We start from the raw sequence: 19,209 nt of genomic DNA, 5'->3' as shown, positions 1-19,209 counted from the left end.
TTTTCTTTCACTCATGAGCAATACAAGCGCTATCCATTGCTCTCGCTCGACTCAGCGATTCACCAGCACCACCTTTTGGGCATAGTGGCGCATAATGGGTTGAACACGCTCAAACGCTTCAAGCTGTCCTTGGCAGTCAATGGTAGTGAGCTCACCGTCTTGCTCTCGGCGATGTAAAGCCTCAATAAAAGGATGACCGGTCGTTAAGCAGGCTTGAGTTAGTTCTGCCACCACAGGTTTTGATGTCGCGCTATGGTCGACTAAAATCGCATCGGTTTTTAGCCCCCCTAATACACCATCCTCACCGTAAATGACTTGCTGTATCTCTGCATCACTGGCGGTCCACATAAATACCACATCACACTCTTGAGCAGCTTCTTCAGGAGTCTCAAATACTTGGCCAGGAAACTCACTTCCCCATTTTTTCGCTACCTGAAAGTCTGCGTCATAAACGGACGTATGAAACCCCGCATTCTGTAATTGCCCAGCCACAGCATAACCCATAGCTCCTAATCCGATAAAAGCGAGGCGCGTATGCTCCATGCAAGCTCCTAGACATTGCGATATGAGAAACCAGTTTTGCAATTTATATCCATAAAATCAATTAGTTTGGATTTTATCTAGCGAAAACCAATCACGGTTTTTATCATGCGATGCATTTCACCGCTTATCGACCGTTCCGTGGTGCGTGAACATATTCGCCGTCCAGACTGCAAAGACTTGAGCCATACATGATCTAAACTCAACATCATGAAATATGGCAGTGCCACCTCGCCAAGATGCGTAGGCCAACTGGCAACTGGCGCGGTTTCGAAGCCGGGAAATAAACCGGAAAAACGCAAATTGGTTGCTGAAATGCTCAAGTTCCCGACCACCAGCATTTCATTCTGGTCATCAAGATAAACTTGCGATTCCACGCCACGCAACAATGCGTTTCTTAAACTCCACTGCGCTTGATCAAATGGGTAAGGTAACAGCGCAGAAACCAATGTAATTTGCTTTTGCGGAACCGGATGCCACACCGCTCTCAGCGCATGGTGTCCGTAGCCAATCGAAAATTGTGAAATGTTACTGAGGACAAATCGACTCAATAGCCATTGTCCACGCGAGGTCGATGATGCAGGCATTTTGTATTGATGGGGAAAAACTGCATTTAAACGCTTTGCATTGTCCTTACTTAGTTCACCGTCGATGTTTTGAATCACGAGCATATCAACGCCAGTAGCGATCAATTGCTGCCATTGTTCATCACTAAGTGTCGATTCAGATAAGGTTAGTTGCCCCACTGAAACAGGTGTTGCACAGTGAGCAAGCACTTGCTGCTGTTCTGGCTCGGCCATCATTAAAAACACAACCGAACTGCATACACCCACCACAAAATGCGCCCAGTAACGTAACGCAAAAGTCGCAATCGACAGCAGAGAAAAGTAGCTCAGAAAGATACCGGGAATTGAAATGACATTTTCTACCCACCATATATCGTGGTAGAGATGAAAAATCCCCCATGCAGCGATCGGAACAGCGATCGCTCCCCATAACAGCCAACGCAGCAAAAGCGTCTCCAATACAAAAGTCATCTTTAAGTATTATATAGGCGACCAAAAGCTAACCTAACAGACTATTTTTTGTATCAGGAAGTAATTTCACAATTTATCGGCTCTGTATTTACCCCATTGCCGCGATAGCCCTTATGTTACAACAAGTACCTATAAGTGAAATCTATGATTACATTTTTAATTCTATTAACAATATTGATACAAATGGTAACTTAACTGTGGTCAAGCCGAAAAGAGTTACCTGACTCTGTAACTTTTAAGGCGCAATATGGATTATTTGACCATCTCCAAACATTTTTAGCATTGGTATTAGTGCCCTTTCAGGCCCACGTCCCCACGTGGGCCTTCTTTTATTGCAAACAGTGACACTAAGTTAACTCCAAACAACTCGATAACCTCTCGACCATAAGTTGCCCAACGCCATTTCTTTTACCAGCGTCAACGATAAACACTGACGACCGCTGTTTTGTTTAGTATGTTAACTCGAAGCAAGGGAAGATTAATCACAAGGAGAGGGAATGACATCAAAAAGCACGACGACTTATTTGTTTGATTGGGGTGATACGCTTATGGTCGACTTTAAGCATTTTGAAGGAAAAATGTGTGACTGGCCTGAAGTTCGTCTCGTTGAGCATGCAGAGACCGTATTAAGTACACTCAGCAGAAATCATCAAATTTACCTAGCCACCAATGCGCGAGATTCTAGCCTAACCGATATACAACGCTGCTTTGAGCGCGTAGGACTCGCGCAGTATCTCTCTGGCTACTTTTGCTATGACACGCTTGGCGTTGGCAAAGGTTCCGACCAATTTTTTACACGCATCATTGACCACCTAGACATTCCCCCCAACCAAATCGTGATGGTTGGCGATAACTATCAAACCGACGTAGAATCCGCAATAAAAGCAGGGATTTATGGTATATGGTTTAACCCATTAGGTCATGAAACCCAAGGCACGTTGCCATCAAATGTCCAACAGATACATCATTTAAGTGAACTGCTTAATCCAGTTCTTTGACGCGACTTTGATATGAATATGCAAACGTTTCATCCATATTTTTATGGTGAAGCATAATAATTACATTATAAATCTTAAGTTTATTACATCGACCTTCGGTAGACTCATATACTGAACCAGTTACATAACAATAAAATAATCCCCAACAATGCTAGGAAATCAAGGAAAGATAGGCTTCCTTATCGCGTTAACGGTTTCATTATTGGCCTTACATTTTTGTTCTCAGAGAAACATCAACCTCTTGAACTCTCCAGGCTCGATAACAACGAACAGCGATTATGGTGGCGGGAACTCAAAGGCGATAGCCCTTCCTTTTCAGGAGGGGGTGGGCTTTTTATGTCAGATCGCGGATCAGAGTCCACGCTCATTTTGTGAATACACATTTCAACTGGGAAAAGATGCGACTCATGGCCTCAACTTTTCTCAGTTTGGAAGCTTAGATCTCAACATAAGCATGACTCGCGATGGTTGGCCTCTGCAGGATTATCCGGTTCGAGTCTATCTTCATCAATATGACCCGAACCTGCCTAAGCACTGGCATCATAAAATCCATCAAATTAATTTTGATACCTATGAGCATACCAATGGGTTGTCTCTACCGACCGAGTATATCCAAGTGGCCGATTGGTGGCGTGAAGCAAGCCAAGCGGATATGTTGCGTAGCATGGTAGACCTAACGAATATCGTAAGCCTTTCCATACTCACCCCTGAGGGCGCTCCACAAGGCTTATATCAAATCAAGATCAACCAACTCTCGACACAAGGTAAGTTAATTCCTGATTTCACACTCTACGGTTTGCTCAGTTTTATCTGGTTATGGTTTCTTCTTCACCAACTGATGCGCTACCTAACGCGTATTCATCGCCAACAAAAGCGCCTTAAACGCCGAGTGATCCAACTTTCAGAACGCAGTCATAGCCTGCAAAAGCAAGCGACGGTTGATCCTTTAACCAAAGTGCTCAATCGCGGCGGCGGTCTCGAACTGGTGCATCGACTGAAGGTTCTTCACACTCCGTTTTGTCTGTTATATATCGACTTGGACCATTTTAAACACCTCAATGACCGTTATGGGCACCAAGTGGGCGATGATGTTCTCACTCAATTCGCTGACATTGCACAGAGCATCGTACGCAGCCAAGGAACGTTAATTCGTTGGGGAGGTGAAGAGTTTCTCGGCTTAATACGCTGTGATGATATCGAGTCAGCCTATTTTACTGCGCGCCAAATTCATAAACAGATGGCAGCGCATTCTTGGCCTCATCAACAGCAAGTCACGTGTTCAATTGGCATCGCGCTATGCAGCCTAGAAACGCCATTCCAGCAAGCGACGGAAAAAGCCGACAGCGCATTATATAAAGCAAAACATAATGGCCGTAATCGTATTGAAGTGTCTGCGAGTGACAAAAAACAGTGTGCGGAGCGGATTACTCGGCAAGCCATTTAATTCGATCAAGCGCGATAACAACTAATCGTTGGCGAAGATAGCAGAGTCGCTTATTATGCAAAAAACATAACGATTCTCATGCCATTTATGGAAGTTCTTACCCACTACCTGTCCGAATCCCTGATTCATAAACTGATCTGGCTTATTGCGTTACTCATTGGTTACCGTTTGGTAAAGCGAGGCGGACACGCAACGATTCGTAGCCTTGCGAGCAAAAAGCAAGTTAAGTCATTGCGGCTTAATTTTATTTTGCGCTGCTTTAATGTCATGTTGGCTGCAATCGTTCTATCGCTGTTACTGATCATCAGCGGTGTTGGCTACGGGGATATTGCGCTATTTCTGTCTTCCATTTTTGCGGTACTTGGCGTTGCGCTGGTTGCACAATGGTCAATTTTGAGCAACATTACCGCCAGTTTTCTCATATTCTTTGTCTTTCCTTATCGTATCGGCGATCGCATTAAAGTGATGGATAAAGATGAAGATGTACGTGGAGAAATTATCGATATTACGATGTTTCACGTTCTGATTAAGCACGAAAGCGGCAATATGATTACCTACCCCAATAATTTAATTCTGCAAAAGGGTGTCATCAAGCTCTATCCGGAACACAAAACCCAGAGCAAAATCAAAACTCGCCTTTATACACGTCACACTCGCAAGTAAGCGTAGCCCCCGGAAAAGGGGTTACCCTTTCTAAACCTATTTGGCGAGCCTTAAAACTAGACTGCCAATGCTTAGAAAAATAAACTATTCCCTTATGCGAAACCAGCACTTTAAAAGTTAATAACTTATAAATCAGATAGATAAACGCTTACCCTAATCATTAGCGTGTTCGAGATTCAACATCCTGCTGTTATTATGTCTTTGCATTATAAGAAAAGAGAGTGATATTCTTATAAGTACCAAAAAAAGACCATTCCATTACCAGTGATAAGTCATTTGCCATCGCCTTCGTTAGAATCATGCCCCTCGCGCTGACCACAGCGCTCGATGTGTTTGAAATGAAATAAGGAATTTACGATGAGTGTGATTATTGGTGCCTCCAACGTCGACGGTTCTGGCTCTTCTTTAGGTCTAAATAGCAGCAACGGTATCACCGTTAGCGGTAACTACCAGTTCGATGGTGTAAGAGCGTTTGATTACAACAGCAATGATGGCAGCCAATACTCGAGTCTGTATCTGTATACAGAAAGTTGGGGTGAAACGTATAAAGAGGCTTACGTTAACGGGCATTATGAAGAAGCCACCATTGATAACGTGACAGACGTCAGCTTGATTAATCAATCGGATTTAGGCTATTCAGCATTGGAAGTCCTTGGCGCAAAACGTGGCTATATTGATACCTCTGGTGTTGACTCTGACGACTCACTATTCATTGGCGTCGAAAGTAACAGTGCCAGTTGGAGCAATTTATTTACCATCAACACCGGCGAAGGCGATGATCAACTGGTGATGGGAAATTTTGGTGGCACGCAATGGACCGAGTTTGATATCGATATGGGCACCGGTGAAGACATCGTTGATATCTCAGAATTAAGTGATGCGCTCAGCTCTAGCCAAACACGTCAAATTGACGGTGGCGAAGGGTTTGATGTGCTGATCACCAACGGTGACGATGTGGTTGAATTTAGCGGCTTTGAAGTGATTCATGGTAGCCAAACCGACCAATCTTTAACAGTCGACTCAGCATTAATTGAGAGCAATGCGCAATCTGAAATGGGCTTAGTGATTGTCGACCTTGATGTCGAACTCGCCAGTAATTTGGACTATCACGTTGACGCCGTCGACCGCGCACATCATCAATACCTCGAAGAGCTTAACTACGATGCCGACAGCTTTAGCCAAATCACGGTTCACATCGATGACGATGATTACACGCTGCTCACCAACGATGCCGATTTTGCGCTAGCATAAATCAATCGAATAACAACAAGCCCAATGCTGGGTTTGTTGTTTTCTGGCCGACCCGTTATTGGCCAATTTGTGTCACATCTTTGATCAAGTGCTCAGCAATCAAGCTGACATCTCTTGGCTCGTCTTCTTGATCCCAATTGAAACTGGCGATTTTTAAATTGACCGCCAAGTCTTCAAGATACGAATACTTGGTGGTATAAGGCCCTTGTTCAAAAGACGCGAGTTTAGTGCCATTTTTGCTCAGCACGATAGCGTGCTCAACTTCTGGCTTGTTGAGCGCATGCCCACCATAATTAAACGTGCGCTTGTAATCGATGACGACATCAATTGTCGCATCAGCACTTGCACTGTCTTTTGCCGCGTGTCCACTTTGCTCTAGAAAGTGTTGCAAATACTGGGCAAATTCCTGCTGCAATTCTCGCTGAGAAGCAAATGTGCGATCGCCTTCAATCGCGCCGTGCCCGAGTGTTAGCTGGACATCGACATTACCCAATACATATTTCGATTGCTCCGCGACAAGCGGCGTGGGTTCGACATAATAGGTGTAGCGCTGGGAACCAGCACAGCCAGCCAGCCATACAACGGCTAGCAATAACATCAACTTGTTTTTCATGTTTCGTCCTGATGAATTGAGATTTTTATTGTTGTCAACGTTGTTAGCATGCGCCGTATGGTTGGTTAACTTTTCGTCTTTGAACATGAACACACAAAAAAAATTAACCACCACTGCCAGCAACCATACGGCGCATATATCTACTATGCGGCAACAAATTTGCGTTAAATAAAATACCCAACCGACTAAATTGTGGAGCAACCTCAAATCACCCATCAAAAGATTTGGAGCGTGTTAAAAAAAACCAGAGCACAAGCTCTGGTTTTCAGTGTCATCACGTCCTCATTGAAGGCGTTAAACTTTATCGACAACGGCCCACACTGCCGCCAAAACATCTTGTCCAAACGCCACACTACGTTCAGGCGACCAACCATAAAATTCATCAGGATGCGCAATGTGATCTTTAAACGGCATTTCGACGGTATACGATAGGCAGTGGAATTGGTGGTTCACCCAATTAGAACCTACCGTCAAATTGGCTTTTCCTGGCTTATCTTTTGGATAACCTACCTCATCTTGGAACTCCGGCGAGATGGTCAATAATGCATGCTTGAACGCTTGTTCTGTGCTTTGCATCTGGTCGTCATAGCCTGGAACGCCTTCGCTACCCGCGACAAAGTTATACGGAATCGCTTCATCTCCGTGGATATCAAGGAACATATCAACCCCAGTTTGCAACATACGCTCGCGCACATAGTAAACCTCCGGGCTTTTATCTAAACTTGGCTCTGCCCATTCACGGTTAAGGTTGACGCCAATCGCATTGGTGCGTAAGTGCCCACGAATGCTGCCATCGGGATTCATATTCGGTACGACGTAAAACACCGCTTTATCGAGTAAAGCGCGTCCAACCGTATCGGTGTCGTCCAACAAACGCTGCAACAACCCTTCAATGAACCACTCTGCCATCGTTTCTCCAGGGTGCTGACGGCCGATAACCCAGATGCGTTTTTTACCCTCTTCCGGTTCACCAATGGTGAGTAAGCTCATGTCGTTGTTATCTAGCGTATGACCGAGTGTTTCCAGCGTAACGTTATGATTCATCTGCGCTTGATGCAGTAAATCTTGATGACGATCGTAAGAGTATGGAGCAAAGTATGCGAAATACATCGAGCCATATTCTGGAATCACTTTAAAGGTTAAGGTATCACCATCAAACTGGGCCGGAATACGGAACCACTCTTCGCGATCATAAGACGCCACCACATCGTAATCTTTCCAACCTTCTGGATAGGCGGATTTGGCAAGATTAACTAACTTAAATTGATGAGAGACTTGCGGTTCACTTTCTAGGCGAAAGTGAAACCACTGAGCAAATTCAGACTGGTTATCACAAGGAATCGATAGCTGAATATCCTCCGGCGATTGGGCTTTTTCGACAAGGATATTTCCGCTTTCAAAATTACTGAATATTTTCATTGGGTTCACTCTGGTAAGGAGAATGATCCAAACTTAGCAGGAAGCGCCCTGAGATGAAAGTCAGTCACCAAGCGATTGACCTGATAACAAAGGCTGGCGATCAATTTCGGCCATTTCAGATACCAAGTATTCGACAAACATTTTTACCCGCGGCGCAAGATCTTGGCTGCGTAAATACACCAAGTTGATGGGGGCTTCGATGATGGCAAACTGTGGCAGCACTTGTACTAAACGCCCAGAATTGAGGTCATCGGCAACATCCCAGTACGATTTCATCACCACGCCAACCCCCTGCAGGGCGAGACGATGACACGCTTCACCATCATTACACGCCATGTAACCATGAATATGAACTTTGTGCTCCGCAAAGCGCCACTCGGTTTCAACATGATGCCCCATCACTATGCAGCGATGCTTTGCCAAATCATCAATACTGGTGGGATACCCAAACTGCTGCAAATAATCAGGGGAAGCACAGAGCACACGACGGTTGGTCAGTAACTTACGCGCCACCAGCCGAGAATCAGGCAGTTCGCCATAACGAATGGCAACATCAATCCCCTCTTCAATCAGATCCTTTAATTCATCACTAAAGAGTAGTTGCAGGCGGATTTGCGGGTAACGTTGGCTAAACTCACTTAAAGCGGGTAACAAATGGCGTTGACCAAAACTGGTCGGCACAGTGATTTTCAAGCTACCAGAAAGCTGAGATTTTTGGTTCCTCAACGACTCTTCTGCCTCATCCACTTCATCAAGAATGCGCCGAATATGCTGATAGAGCGATCGTCCCTCATCACTGACCGATAATTTACGCGTACTGCGATGAATGAGTTGAGTGCCAAGACGCTGTTCAAAGTTAGTTAATCGTTTAGATACAGCCCCCAGTGACAGCCCTAAGTCTTCGGCAGCGGCGGTTAAGCTTCCCAAACTCACTACCCGTTCGAAAACCCGCATTCCAAGTAAATCCGTCAGACCCTGCATTCTTTACCTTTTGGAAACAAGCTATTGAAATAGTCTCCATTTAATCAATCAAAACACCTGCTTACAATGGATTACTCCAATATTCATTGAATCATTGGCTGACAAAATTCTTTTTGAGACAAGGTAATAGGAGGCACAATGGAAATACGATTAGATGGAAAAAAAGCACTGGTTACCGCATCAACGGGCGGCATTGGTTATGCCATCGCTAAAGGGCTTGCCGCAAGCGGTGCGCAGGTTATTTTAAATGGTCGTTCAGCACAAAGCATTGAAAAGGCTAAAAACGCCCTCCAAACCGAGCTTCCAAACGCCTCCATCACGGCCGTCGCGGCAGATTTAAGTACCGCCCAAGGCTGCGATGACTTACTGGCCTCCGTGTCCGGTGTCGACATTTTGGTGAACAACGCTGGCATTTATGGCCCCGCCGATTTCTATGAAACCGATGACGATACTTGGCAAAACTATTGGCAGACCAATGTGATGTCCGGTGTACGTCTGGCTAAAGCCTTAACCCCTGATATGCAAGATAATGGCTGGGGTCGCGTCGTCTTTATTTCATCAGAATCAGCACGCAACATTCCTGCAGATATGATTCATTATGGCGTCACCAAAACTGCGCAGCTCTCTCTGGCCCGTGGTCTCGCCAAACGCTTGGCAGGCAGCGGCATTACCGTAAACAGCGTGCTCCCCGGACCGACGATTTCCGATGGTTTCTCTTCAATGGTCGAAGAGGAAGTACAACGCACGGGTAAAAGCGTTGAGCAAGTCGCAAAAGAATTTGTCATGGCGAATCGTCCAAGCTCGGTTATCCAACGAGCGGCGAGTGTCGAGGAAGTGGCCAACATGGTGGTTTATGTCTGCTCACAGCAAGCCTCTGCAACCAGTGGGGCGGCATTGAGAGTCGATGGCGGTGTGGTCGACGATATCGTGTAGTGCCGGAGCCACGACAGTGTGATAGACATAAATTGAGGAGATACCATGAACAAAACTTTACTTGGTAATACTGATATTAATCTCGTTCCCTTAGTGTTTGGCGGTAATGTGTTCGGCTGGACCATTGACGAAAAGACCAGCTTTGAGATCTTAGATGCGTTCGTCGATGCAGGGTTTAATGCCATTGATACCGCCGATGTGTATTCCGCGTGGGCACCAGGGAATCAAGGTGGGGAGTCCGAAACCATATTAGGCAATTGGTTTAAAGCGCGGCCGGGTATGCGCGAAAAAGTCTCGCTGTTTACCAAAGTCGGTTCAGAAATGGGCAGCCCTGATAAAAAAGGCTTATCGAAACGCTGGATCATGCAAGCCGTCGAAGATTCACTGCGACGCTTGCAGACCGATTATATTGACCTCTACTTTTCTCATTGGCCCGATGAGAATACCCCGTATGAGGAAACACTCTCTGCGTATGAAACCTTGATGCAACAAGGTAAAATTCGCGCCATTGGCGCCTCGAATCTTAACGCCACACAGCTTTATGAGTCACTCAAACAAGCCCGGGCTCACAAGCTACCAACCTATCAAGTGTTGCAACCGGAATATAATTTATATGACCGTGACGGCTTTAATCGTGACCTGCAAACTTTGTGTCTGAAAGAGAATATTGGTGTGGTCACATACTTCAGCCTTGCTTCTGGCTTTTTATCCGGTAAATATCGTAGCCATCAAGACTTGGGTCAAAGCCAGCGTGGGCAGGGCATTGAAAAATACCTCAACGCCAAAGGATTTCGAATTTTAAATGCACTTGATGATATTGCGGAAGCGCAAAATGCGCAGCCTGCTCATGTCGCATTGGCATGGTTGATTGCCCAGCAAAGCGTCACCGCGCCAATCGTCAGTGCAACAAAACGCGAGCATGTTGAAGGGTTTGTAAAAGCGATGGAGATTGAACTTAGCGATCAAGAAATTTCGGTGCTCACCGAAGCTGGGCTCTAACTCTTCACTGTCTATCACTGCCCCATCATCGTATTTTTGATGGGGCGTCTCTTCCACGCTTTTGCTTTTAGCTTTAAATACAGTGGCATAAAACCGCCATTCGAAGCAATTCGCTCGATATCCTGTTTCGACAAAAAAACCTGAATTCGCTCAGGTTTACACATTACAACAACGCCAACCCACCGAGATAGCACACGCGAAGCAGTCACAGCAGTTGATACACCCATCGCGCAAGTACACATTCATTTACAATTGTTACGGGATTCTCACTCATATGTTTGACATAAATCACTCATTAAACCACGATTAATAACGTTTAGAGCTACTTATACGGCCTTTCGCATCATTAACTAAGGAGAGCACATGAGACTGTTCGCGGTCATTTTGGCGCTGCTCGGGATTGTATTAACCGCTGGTGGTATTTGGTTAGTCTCCCTGAGTGGTAGCGGGTATTTTGCTTTAGCAGGACTGGCACTGCTGATTACCAGTTACTTTTTATTCACATCAAAACGTATTTTTGCCAATTACCTCTATGCCCTGTTTCTACTCGGCACGTCATTGTGGGCGTTGAGTGAGTCAGGTTTTGATTGGTGGCCTCTGTCATCAAGAATGGGAATCCCGCTCCTATTCGCTATTCCATTACTGCTCGGTTACCGAAAAGCGAACCCTTACTCCACTGGCTTTTTATTTGTCATTTGGGCGCTGAGTGCCGTAGTAACGTTAGGCTCGCTGTTCAATACTACTCACACTATTGAAGGAACGCTCCCTACTGAGCAAGTAAATGCCTCTCCAAACATGGGCGGGATTGGTGATGACGAGTGGACGAGCTATGGACGAAGTAATTACGGACAACGCTACTCACCTTTAAATCAAATCAATACTCAAAATATTAGCCAGTTGACCGAAGCTTGGCGCATGGAAACGGGTGACCAAAAAGGCCCACAAGATGTTACCGAAACCACCTATCAAGCCACGCCAATAAAACTGGGAAATACACTTTACTTGTGTACTCCGCATAACTGGCTGGTGGCACTTGATGCAGATACCGGTAAAAAGCGCTGGGTATACGACGCGAAAGTACCAGAGGAAAGTCAGCGCCAGCACCAAACTTGCCGCGGCGTCTCTTATCTTCCTGCACAAAACGGTGATTTACAGCTCAGCGAAGCGTCAACTCAAAACGCGAATCTGCATACTGAAAACTTGGCGCCTGTCACCTGTGACGCGAGGCTATTTATGCCAACCTCAGATGCCCGTTTACTGGCCATTGACCCAAGTACCGGCGCTTTGTGTCGTAATTTTGCGAAAGATGGTGTTCTCGATTTAATGCAGCATATGCCGTTTAAGCAATCCGGCTATTACTATTCCACTTCACCGCCGGTAGTCACCAATGGTGTGGTCGTGGTCGCAGGCGCGGTCAATGATAACTATGACATTAACTCACCATCAGGAGTCATTCGCGCATTCAATGCACAGACCGGTGAACTGGTTTGGAACTGGGATTCTGCGAACCCTGAAGATACCTCACCACTTCAAGAGGGTGAAACCTATACGGTAAGCTCGCCGAATAGTTGGTCTGTCGCCAGTGCGGATGAAGAGCTAGGGTTAATTTATTTCCCAATGGGCAACCGTACACCGGACCAACTCGGTATGTACCGTAATGAAGCCGAAGAGAAATACTCAAGCTCAGTGGTCGCTCTTGATGCAAAAACGGGGCAAGCGAAGTGGGTTCAGCAGTTTGTTCACCACGATCTGTGGGACATGGACACCCCTGCGCAGCCAGTATTACTCGATTTAACCATTGATGGTGAAACAGTGCCTGCATTGGTCGCACCGACCAAACAAGGGGATGTGTATGTACTGAACCGAGCCACAGGCGAACCTATCTTACCGATCACAGAGCAGCCTGCCCCACAAGGCACCATTGAAGGGGACTTTGCCGCTGAAACGCAACCAAGCTCTGCGCTGAGTTTCAACCCACCGGAACTTGAAGAGAGTGATATGTGGGGGGCTTCTCTGGTGGATCAACTGATCTGCCGAATCCAGTTTAAACAGTTACGCTATGAAGGCCGTTATACCCCTCCTTCTAAGCAGGGATCCATTGTCTACCCCGGTAACTTTGGTGTGTTTAACTGGGGCAGTGTTGCGGTCGATCCTAAACGTCAGGTCATGTTTGGTATGCCGCTGCGCTTTGCGTTTGTATCAACCATTGTTCCCAAAGACGACGAAGGCTATTCATTGGAGGAAGTCAATACTGGCGAACACGGGGTCAACGCCAATGAAGGGGCACCTTATGCTGTTGAATTGAAGCCATTTATGTCGCCACTGGGTGTGCCATGTCAGCAACCGCCTTGGGGCTTTGTCGCTGGTGCTGAACTCACTACCGGTCATATCGCTTGGCAACACAAAAATGGCACCATAGAAGACATGACCCCACTGCCATTACCGATTGAAATGGGCGTACCGGGAATTGGCGGCCCGATCATCACCGATGGTGGACTCGCCTTTATGGGCGCAGCGATGGATAACTACATTCGTGCATACGACTTGACCAGTGGTAAAGAATTGTGGAAATCACGTCTACCTGCGGGTGGTCAAGCGACGCCAATGACTTACTTAAACAGCCAAGGAGAACAAATGGTGGTCATCGTCGCCGGTGGACATGGCTCTATCGGTACCAAAACCGGAGACTCAGTTCTGGCCTACAAACTCAGCCAGTAACCCAAGGTTTTGTATTATGAAAACAGCAGCCAATTGGCTGCTGTTATTTTATCGAGAGCCTGTTTGTCATCGTGATAAAGAAGATTGGCTACGCAAATGGATATCGTCTTGAATCGGCCCCAGTAAACCAAACAATAAACCTAAAATCTTCAGAATGGTCGGCATAAATAGGAATGGCGCCAGTAAGACATCAAAGATGCCAGCAAACAGCGGGAAAAACAGCAGATAGCTGCGTCCGCTGTACCCTGCACGTTTTACCGAGCAAAACACCATTAGCCCATAGACGGCAATCAGTACTAACTCAGGCTTAGAGATAAAATACACACTGGTATAGGCTTGAGTGTAAGTCGACCCAAGCGTATTCACATCAGGGATAAACGCTGCGCGGATAATAAAAGTACCCACAAACAGAGCCAAGTAATAACAGGCAAAACGTTGTGTAGACATAACGCAAATAATCCTTCTCGCGATATTAATCAGTCATTTATTTCAGGCGACATTCAATGGTTATTGGTTTAATTTTTAGGCAAAAAAAACGCTCGGTGTTGAGCGCTTGCCAGTAATCTTACTCGATGAGTATTAATACGAAAGCGTACTTAACGTTTGCTCAACCTCATCAGGGACATCGCGTCCAAACGTCTTCGCAGCCGTTTGCGGGTCATTGGTAAAGAAGCCATCCACGCCGCGCTGACGATAGGTTTTGAGATCCGATACTTGGTCAACCGTATACGCATGCACTAACAGCCCTTTATCGTGGCTCATTTTCACCATCCAAGGTAAGGCTAAATCCATATAGCTAAATTGACTTGAGAACGGACCGGAACGCTCGGTTTGAACCGTTGAAGGGCCCACCCCTGCCGCACCATTTTGCTTAGCAAAATCGAGCCACTCTTCAAAAGCTTGCGGCGAGGCCACTTGCTTACGAGCATAATAATCGGCATAAGATTCATCGTCTGCTTTCGCTGCCGTTGGCTTCTCATCAATGTAGCCATCACCGGTCCACAACAAGAGAATTTTAGGGATGGTCGGCATCACCTTTTGTAGCTCGACTAAGCTTGGCTTTTCAAAAGTTTGCAAAATAACTTGGCCCGCTTTGTCGGCCTCTAACCACCCTTCAGATTGAAGATATTGCTTGAGATCGCGCTCAATGCCAGGGAATAACTTCGGCACCTTAGTTTCTATGTACAACCCCGGCTGAGAAGGACAAGCTTTGGCAATTTCACTCACTTGATCGAGCGTTACAATTTTTAAGCCTTTGTAGGATGGACGGGCTCTTTCAGGGTAACTTTGATTAAACCAACTCCCCGCATCTAGAGCTTGCAACTCTTCTAAGGTAAATGCACTCACGGGCTCAGCAGCACGCTGCGGATAGACATCTTCCACATTGGTCGTGCGCTTAAGATTATTATCATGAAGGGCAATCAATTGACCATCTTTGGTCCGCTGGAGATCGAGCTCTAAGTAATCTGCGCCCATTTTACATGCCAGTAGATAGGCAGGGACTGTTGACTCCGGCGCGTGAAACGAATCGCCACGATGCGCAATGATCGCCGGGTTTGCAATGTGTGTTTGCGCCAAAACCTCGTGCGTACTCATTAATACGCCGATACCACACACCAATGCCTGTTTAAAATAAGTTGAAATGTTCAAAACTGACTCCTGTCTAGTAAAACACTTGTAAACCTCATGCTTACCTATTTACCGTAACAATATTGACACATTTATAAAACAGCTATCGCCTAATAAATTTACTTAAGTGGTTGCTAAGACTAAACATTCGCGAATAAATACACCCGGCGATGTGCTAAAAAATGCCAACGAAAGCAAACCCAGCATTAACGACTACACTTTTCAGTGCCCCATTCGGTGTAGGCGAAATCGTCTCGCAACTCGATCTGTGAACCTGTTTGAAGCTTTATGATGAAATCTCTGCTTAAACAAGCAGTTGATAGTAGAATGGGCACAGTACTGACCACATAGGAAACGTTAATGAACTATCCATTGGATATAATTTTTTCCAACATCGTGCCGATTGTCGCACTTGTTCTGATCCTCGCAATTTTAAAAAGCGGCATTAAGTTCGTTCCGCAAAACCAAGCTTGGCTGGTTGAACGTTTTGGTAAATACCAATCAACTAAGTTAGCCGGTATTAACTTTATTATTCCCTTTATTGACCGTATCGCTGCAGAGCGTAGCCTAAAAGAGCAGGCGCAAGACGTGCCTTCACAATCGGCGATCACCAAAGACAATATCTCCTTGGTGGTTGATGGTGTGCTTTATTTTCGGGTTCTCGACCCGTATAAAGCGACTTACGGGGTTGATGATTATACGTTTGCCGTCACACAGCTAGCCCAAACCACAATGCGTTCTGAACTGGGTAAAATGGAGCTCGACAAAACGTTTGAAGAGCGCGATCTGCTGAATACCAACATTGTTGCCTCAATAAACCAAGCTTCTGAGCCATGGGGAATTCAGGTTCTCCGCTACGAAATTAAAGACATTGTGCCGCCAAATTCGATCATGGAATCCATGGAAGCACAAATGAAAGCCGAGCGAGTCAAACGTGCGCAGATTCTTGAATCAGAAGGGGATCGTCAAGCCGCGATCAACGTAGCTGAAGGAAAGAAGCAAGCCCAAGTATTGGCTGCTGAAGCAGACAAAGCCGAGCAAATCTTACGTGCAGAAGGCGAAGCAAAAGCGATCATCGCAGTCGCCGAAGCTCAAGCCGAAGCGCTAAAAACGGTCGGTGATGCTGCGAATACCGAAGAAGGTCAAAAAGCGATTCAGCTTGACCTGGCAACAAAAGCAATTGAAGCCAAACAGGCGATTGCCAAAGAGTCGTCGGTGGTGCTCTTGCCGGACAACGCGACCGATGCCAGTTCACTGGTGGCTCAGGGCATGTCGATCATTAACGCTCTGAACAAAAAACCAGGAGCGTAAGCGATGACTTCGCTACTGGATTACTTGCCAGAGCTGTTGATGAGCCTTGGGATCATCGCTCTGATCATCGAAGTTGCGGTACTTGGCTTTGCCACCTTCATTCTGTTTTTTGTTGGCTTGTCCTTGTTGGCAACGGGCATCGCGATGCAGATGGGTTGGTTAAGCGTCAACGTCACCACCGCGATTTGGGCGAATTTAGTCGTGACTTTTGTTTTGGCTCTCGTGCTTTGGAAGCCACTCAAAAAACTCCAAAATCGTTCGGGTTCAACGGCAGACAACGAACCCTCTGATTTTGCTCAGCAGACATTTGTGTTAACAGGTGATGTCAACGCGCACAGCGATGATGTGTTCTACGCTTATTCTGGTATTAACTGGAAAGTACGCAGCGACCAACCCCTTACTCAAGGAACAAAAGTAAAGGTGGTCAAAATCGAAGTGAGTGTCATGTGGGTAGAGCCTGTTAATGACTGTTAAGCTCGTTTGCGTATGTTTAACGTAAAAAAGGCGCTGCCTCAGGCAGCGCCTTTTTATATCCCTTCCCAAAACACGATGTATTCAATCGTTAGTTGACGTCTCGCAGATAGAAACGTTGGCAAATATTGTCTAAGTCATCATAGACACCAACACTGACGCCATCGTTAAGATCACAATAAGACAGGTCAAGTAAACGCTGGTTGGCTTTAGAAACGATGCGATAGCCGCCTTCATCGCGAGGATGTAAATACCATTTACTTGTCTCACTATCACAGCGCCCAAACACGGTGGTGTTACCACTGACATTAAGACAGCGGCTTTGGTCGCTATCAGCCACCATCGTCACGCTGCCATCTTGTTGTGGGCGTAACCACCATTTTTGACTGGCTTGGTTTGTCCAAGACTGTTGTACCGTTGAACTCTGTGTCGCCGTAACCACTTTACCGCTTTGCGCGCTGACGATAGCCACCGCTCCAAGTGGAGAAAGCCCCCACAAATTACAATATTCACCTGTGCAGGCCGAATATGGCTGCTGATTAACGCTATTGGTCACGGTCAGTAGCCCAGCTTGCGCCACATCAAATTGCCATGTCTGACACTCTTTATTTTGCCAAGGTAAGAAGGCAAGCTCTCCGCCACAGGCAGCGCCCGATAAAAATTGCCCCGTAAAGTCGGCCAATCGAACTTTGCCATCAGCAATGTGATCGACGATAACCGGTGTACTGCTTTGAATCATCAGCGCACCTTCATTCACTGGAACATATTGATTTAACAACATCATTGGCGCTTCTGGCTGAACCCACAGTGGTCCATTTTCCCCTGACGGTACATTGATTTGTTGGTCGCTTCCCGCAGGCTCGCCAAAGTTAGGCGTCCCATCGGCATTCCACGTAAATGGCTGAGCGCGTAGAGCACGAAGAGTGCTACATCCATCATCTTCACCCGCATTACCATGATAAACCAACCAATCTTCCGTTCCATCCGGAGATTTGAAGAAACCGTTATGACCAGGGCCGTAAACGCCATTCGCTTTGGTAAATACTGGCTCTTCAGATTTAGTCCATGCATTCGGATCAAGTGGGTCATCCCCAGTCAGTTCAAGTAGCGCTAACTTATAATCTGGGGTCGCACAATAGCTTGCTGAATAAACCACAAACACCCGCCCATTGTGAATAAGAGGCTCTGGGCCTTCATTGACATTCAGCCCAGTACGCTCCCAATCTTCACTTGGCCTCGAAAGTAACGTTGGCTGCCCTTCCACTGTCCATGGGTTTTGCATTTTAATGATGAAGTTACGTTGCTCATCACCCTGCCATTGGGAATACATCAAATACAACTGGTTATGAATCGTAATGTAACTACCATCAATATTGTAACTGTCTGCCATTGGTGACCCTTTGTATTCGTAAGGCCCCATTGGATCGTCCCCAACACTTTCCAGTACGGATTGATGTTGGTAATCATACGTACCGTCACGGCCACTGGTATACAGCACATACCACCGCCATCCATTGGGGCCTTTTAATCGATGAAATTCAAAGGCCCAAAAGTTACAGCAGCGATCTTCGTTGGTCTCTGACCAGATATTAACAGGCGTGGCATCAGCCAACCCAGCTAGCGTCGGCGATTTACGCATTTCGAGCTGCGAGCTCCACGTGGTTGTCGTCGAGTAGTAATTGCCTTTATAAAACACCACCCAAGGATCCGCGCCATTTTCAAAAACGGGATTGGTGAAGGTGGTTGTCGCCGCATGAACGGCGCCGGCAGCAAGCGTTATCACGAGCAAACACCAAAGCTTGACTAGCCCTGCATTCACCCATTTTATTTTGTGCAACATAGTTTATTCTCCGCTGGAGTAGGAGGTAAGAATATTATTGTTGCGGGCTAACCAATTCACAGCTCAAAGAGATAAGTGAGGAGGAAGGTCATTCATCGTACAGCATGCTAGCTCAATATCATTTGGCTAAACCGCGGTACAACTATATTTAAAGCTAATATTTGATCTAATATAACTAATATTATTAGTGATCATGATCGAGGTGGAAATTTATTTCTGTGCAGTACAATAAATAAACATGAAATGCTGATAAATAACACTGTTTCATCCCGGTTAATAACATATAGAATAGTTAGAAATAGTGATGAAATAAATATTCATATAAAAAACAAACCGTTGAAAAATTAAGATTAAAATTAATA

At 46.0% G+C, this 19,209-nt stretch carries 17 protein-coding genes; 9 read left to right on the top strand and 8 right to left on the bottom strand.

The annotated features are described in order from the left end of the window. Positions 1 to 51: 51 nt before the first annotated feature. Together M1D72_RS00475 and M1D72_RS00470 are read right to left on the bottom strand one after the other, a co-directional pair. Positions 52 to 543, bottom strand: a complete 492-nt coding sequence (locus M1D72_RS00475) for an NAD(P)-binding domain-containing protein (RefSeq protein ID WP_456295136.1) — start codon at positions 541 to 543, stop codon at positions 52 to 54. Positions 544 to 620: 77 nt separating this feature from the next. Then, a complete protein-coding gene (locus M1D72_RS00470) occupies positions 621 to 1,553 on the bottom strand; it encodes a hypothetical protein (protein WP_456295135.1) in 933 nt (310 codons plus the stop codon). A 521-nt stretch (positions 1,554 to 2,074) separates the two neighbouring features. Here M1D72_RS00470 and M1D72_RS00465 point away from each other — a divergent pair. The 4 genes from M1D72_RS00465 to M1D72_RS00450 all read left to right on the top strand — a co-directional run bounded on the left by M1D72_RS00465 (position 2,075) and on the right by M1D72_RS00450 (position 5,933). Next, entirely contained in the window at positions 2,075 to 2,575 is a 501-nt protein-coding gene (locus tag M1D72_RS00465; protein WP_456295134.1) for an HAD family hydrolase, read from the top strand. A 325-nt stretch (positions 2,576 to 2,900) separates the two neighbouring features. Beyond that, positions 2,901 to 4,019 (top strand): GGDEF domain-containing protein, encoded by a 1,119-nt coding sequence (locus M1D72_RS00460; protein ID WP_456295133.1) that lies wholly within the window; start codon positions 2,901 to 2,903, stop codon positions 4,017 to 4,019. 78 nt (positions 4,020 to 4,097) lie between these two features. Then, on the top strand, positions 4,098 to 4,682 hold the full coding sequence (locus M1D72_RS00455) for a mechanosensitive ion channel domain-containing protein (RefSeq protein WP_390192776.1): 585 nt from the start codon (positions 4,098 to 4,100) through the stop codon (positions 4,680 to 4,682). A gap of 357 nt (positions 4,683 to 5,039) precedes the next feature. Further along, positions 5,040 to 5,933 carry a hypothetical protein gene (locus M1D72_RS00450; RefSeq protein ID WP_456295132.1) on the top strand — a complete coding sequence of 298 codons (894 nt, stop codon included), beginning with the start codon at positions 5,040 to 5,042 and terminating at the stop codon, positions 5,931 to 5,933. Positions 5,934 to 5,988: 55 nt separating this feature from the next. On the opposite strand, the gene M1D72_RS00445 is transcribed toward M1D72_RS00450, so the two are convergent. The 3 genes from M1D72_RS00445 to M1D72_RS00435 form a co-directional block, all read right to left on the bottom strand. Next, positions 5,989 to 6,546, bottom strand: coding sequence for a hypothetical protein (locus tag M1D72_RS00445; RefSeq protein ID WP_456295131.1), 558 nt, complete (start codon positions 6,544 to 6,546; stop codon positions 5,989 to 5,991). Between the two features lie 294 nt (positions 6,547 to 6,840). Further along, positions 6,841 to 7,965: a M14 family metallopeptidase gene (locus M1D72_RS00440; protein WP_390192768.1), complete on the bottom strand. Its 1,125-nt coding sequence runs from the start codon at positions 7,963 to 7,965 to the stop codon at positions 6,841 to 6,843. Between the two features lie 60 nt (positions 7,966 to 8,025). Then, a complete protein-coding gene (locus M1D72_RS00435; protein WP_456295130.1) occupies positions 8,026 to 8,946 on the bottom strand; it encodes a LysR substrate-binding domain-containing protein in 921 nt (306 codons plus the stop codon). 138 nt (positions 8,947 to 9,084) lie between these two features. On the opposite strand from M1D72_RS00435, the gene M1D72_RS00430 reads away from it, so the two are divergent. The 3 genes from M1D72_RS00430 (at position 9,085) to M1D72_RS00420 (ending at position 13,596) form a co-directional block, all read left to right on the top strand. Then, a complete protein-coding gene (locus M1D72_RS00430; RefSeq protein WP_456295129.1) occupies positions 9,085 to 9,879 on the top strand; it encodes an SDR family NAD(P)-dependent oxidoreductase in 795 nt (264 codons plus the stop codon). Positions 9,880 to 9,924: 45 nt separating this feature from the next. Then, entirely contained in the window at positions 9,925 to 10,878 is a 954-nt protein-coding gene (locus M1D72_RS00425) for an aldo/keto reductase (RefSeq protein ID WP_456295128.1), read from the top strand. Positions 10,879 to 11,241: 363 nt separating this feature from the next. Next, on the top strand, positions 11,242 to 13,596 hold the full coding sequence (locus M1D72_RS00420; protein ID WP_456295127.1) for a glucose/quinate/shikimate family membrane-bound PQQ-dependent dehydrogenase: 2,355 nt from the start codon (positions 11,242 to 11,244) through the stop codon (positions 13,594 to 13,596). A 66-nt stretch (positions 13,597 to 13,662) separates the two neighbouring features. On the opposite strand, the gene M1D72_RS00415 is transcribed toward M1D72_RS00420, so the two are convergent. After that, positions 13,663 to 14,043 carry a hypothetical protein gene (locus M1D72_RS00415; RefSeq protein ID WP_456295126.1) on the bottom strand — a complete coding sequence of 127 codons (381 nt, stop codon included), beginning with the start codon at positions 14,041 to 14,043 and terminating at the stop codon, positions 13,663 to 13,665. 132 nt (positions 14,044 to 14,175) lie between these two features. Beyond that, a complete protein-coding gene (locus M1D72_RS00410) occupies positions 14,176 to 15,246 on the bottom strand; it encodes a glycerophosphodiester phosphodiesterase (protein WP_456295125.1) in 1,071 nt (356 codons plus the stop codon). Between the two features lie 339 nt (positions 15,247 to 15,585). Here M1D72_RS00410 and M1D72_RS00405 point away from each other — a divergent pair, with 339 nt between their 5' ends. Both M1D72_RS00405 and M1D72_RS00400 read left to right on the top strand, forming a co-directional pair. After that, entirely contained in the window at positions 15,586 to 16,536 is a 951-nt protein-coding gene (locus tag M1D72_RS00405; RefSeq protein WP_456295124.1) for an SPFH domain-containing protein, read from the top strand. Between the two features lie 3 nt (positions 16,537 to 16,539). Further along, positions 16,540 to 17,010, top strand: a complete 471-nt coding sequence (locus M1D72_RS00400) for an NfeD family protein (RefSeq protein WP_456295123.1) — start codon at positions 16,540 to 16,542, stop codon at positions 17,008 to 17,010. An 88-nt stretch (positions 17,011 to 17,098) separates the two neighbouring features. Here M1D72_RS00400 and M1D72_RS00395 read toward each other — a convergent pair whose 3' ends face one another. After that, positions 17,099 to 18,847, bottom strand: coding sequence for a family 43 glycosylhydrolase (locus M1D72_RS00395; RefSeq protein ID WP_456295122.1), 1,749 nt, complete (start codon positions 18,845 to 18,847; stop codon positions 17,099 to 17,101). Positions 18,848 to 19,209: the final 362 nt, after the last annotated feature.

The organism is Vibrio sp. AK197, from assembly GCF_053903115.1.
The sequence above is the reverse complement of the archived record's forward strand: the minus strand, read 5'-3'. Positions and strand labels throughout refer to the sequence as shown.

Excerpts from the sequence above, each read along its gene's own strand:
- M1D72_RS00450 (WP_456295132.1), top strand. The coding sequence starts at position 5,040 with ATGAGTGTGATTATTGGTGCCTCCAACGTCGACGGTTCTGGCTCTTCT.
- M1D72_RS00430 (WP_456295129.1), top strand. The coding sequence starts at position 9,085 with ATGGAAATACGATTAGATGGAAAAAAAGCACTGGTTACCGCATCAACG.
- M1D72_RS00465 (WP_456295134.1), top strand. The coding sequence starts at position 2,075 with ATGACATCAAAAAGCACGACGACTTATTTGTTTGATTGGGGTGATACG.
- M1D72_RS00400 (WP_456295123.1), top strand. The coding sequence starts at position 16,540 with ATGACTTCGCTACTGGATTACTTGCCAGAGCTGTTGATGAGCCTTGGG.
- M1D72_RS00455 (WP_390192776.1), top strand. The coding sequence starts at position 4,098 with ATGCCATTTATGGAAGTTCTTACCCACTACCTGTCCGAATCCCTGATT.
- M1D72_RS00415 (WP_456295126.1), bottom strand. The coding sequence starts at position 14,043 with ATGTCTACACAACGTTTTGCCTGTTATTACTTGGCTCTGTTTGTGGGT.
- M1D72_RS00445 (WP_456295131.1), bottom strand. The coding sequence starts at position 6,546 with ATGAAAAACAAGTTGATGTTATTGCTAGCCGTTGTATGGCTGGCTGGC.
- M1D72_RS00440 (WP_390192768.1), bottom strand. The coding sequence starts at position 7,965 with ATGAAAATATTCAGTAATTTTGAAAGCGGAAATATCCTTGTCGAAAAA.
- M1D72_RS00475 (WP_456295136.1), bottom strand. The coding sequence starts at position 543 with ATGGAGCATACGCGCCTCGCTTTTATCGGATTAGGAGCTATGGGTTAT.
- M1D72_RS00405 (WP_456295124.1), top strand. The coding sequence starts at position 15,586 with ATGAACTATCCATTGGATATAATTTTTTCCAACATCGTGCCGATTGTC.
- M1D72_RS00395 (WP_456295122.1), bottom strand. The coding sequence starts at position 18,847 with ATGTTGCACAAAATAAAATGGGTGAATGCAGGGCTAGTCAAGCTTTGG.
- M1D72_RS00435 (WP_456295130.1), bottom strand. The coding sequence starts at position 8,946 with ATGCAGGGTCTGACGGATTTACTTGGAATGCGGGTTTTCGAACGGGTA.
- M1D72_RS00420 (WP_456295127.1), top strand. The coding sequence starts at position 11,242 with ATGAGACTGTTCGCGGTCATTTTGGCGCTGCTCGGGATTGTATTAACC.
- M1D72_RS00425 (WP_456295128.1), top strand. The coding sequence starts at position 9,925 with ATGAACAAAACTTTACTTGGTAATACTGATATTAATCTCGTTCCCTTA.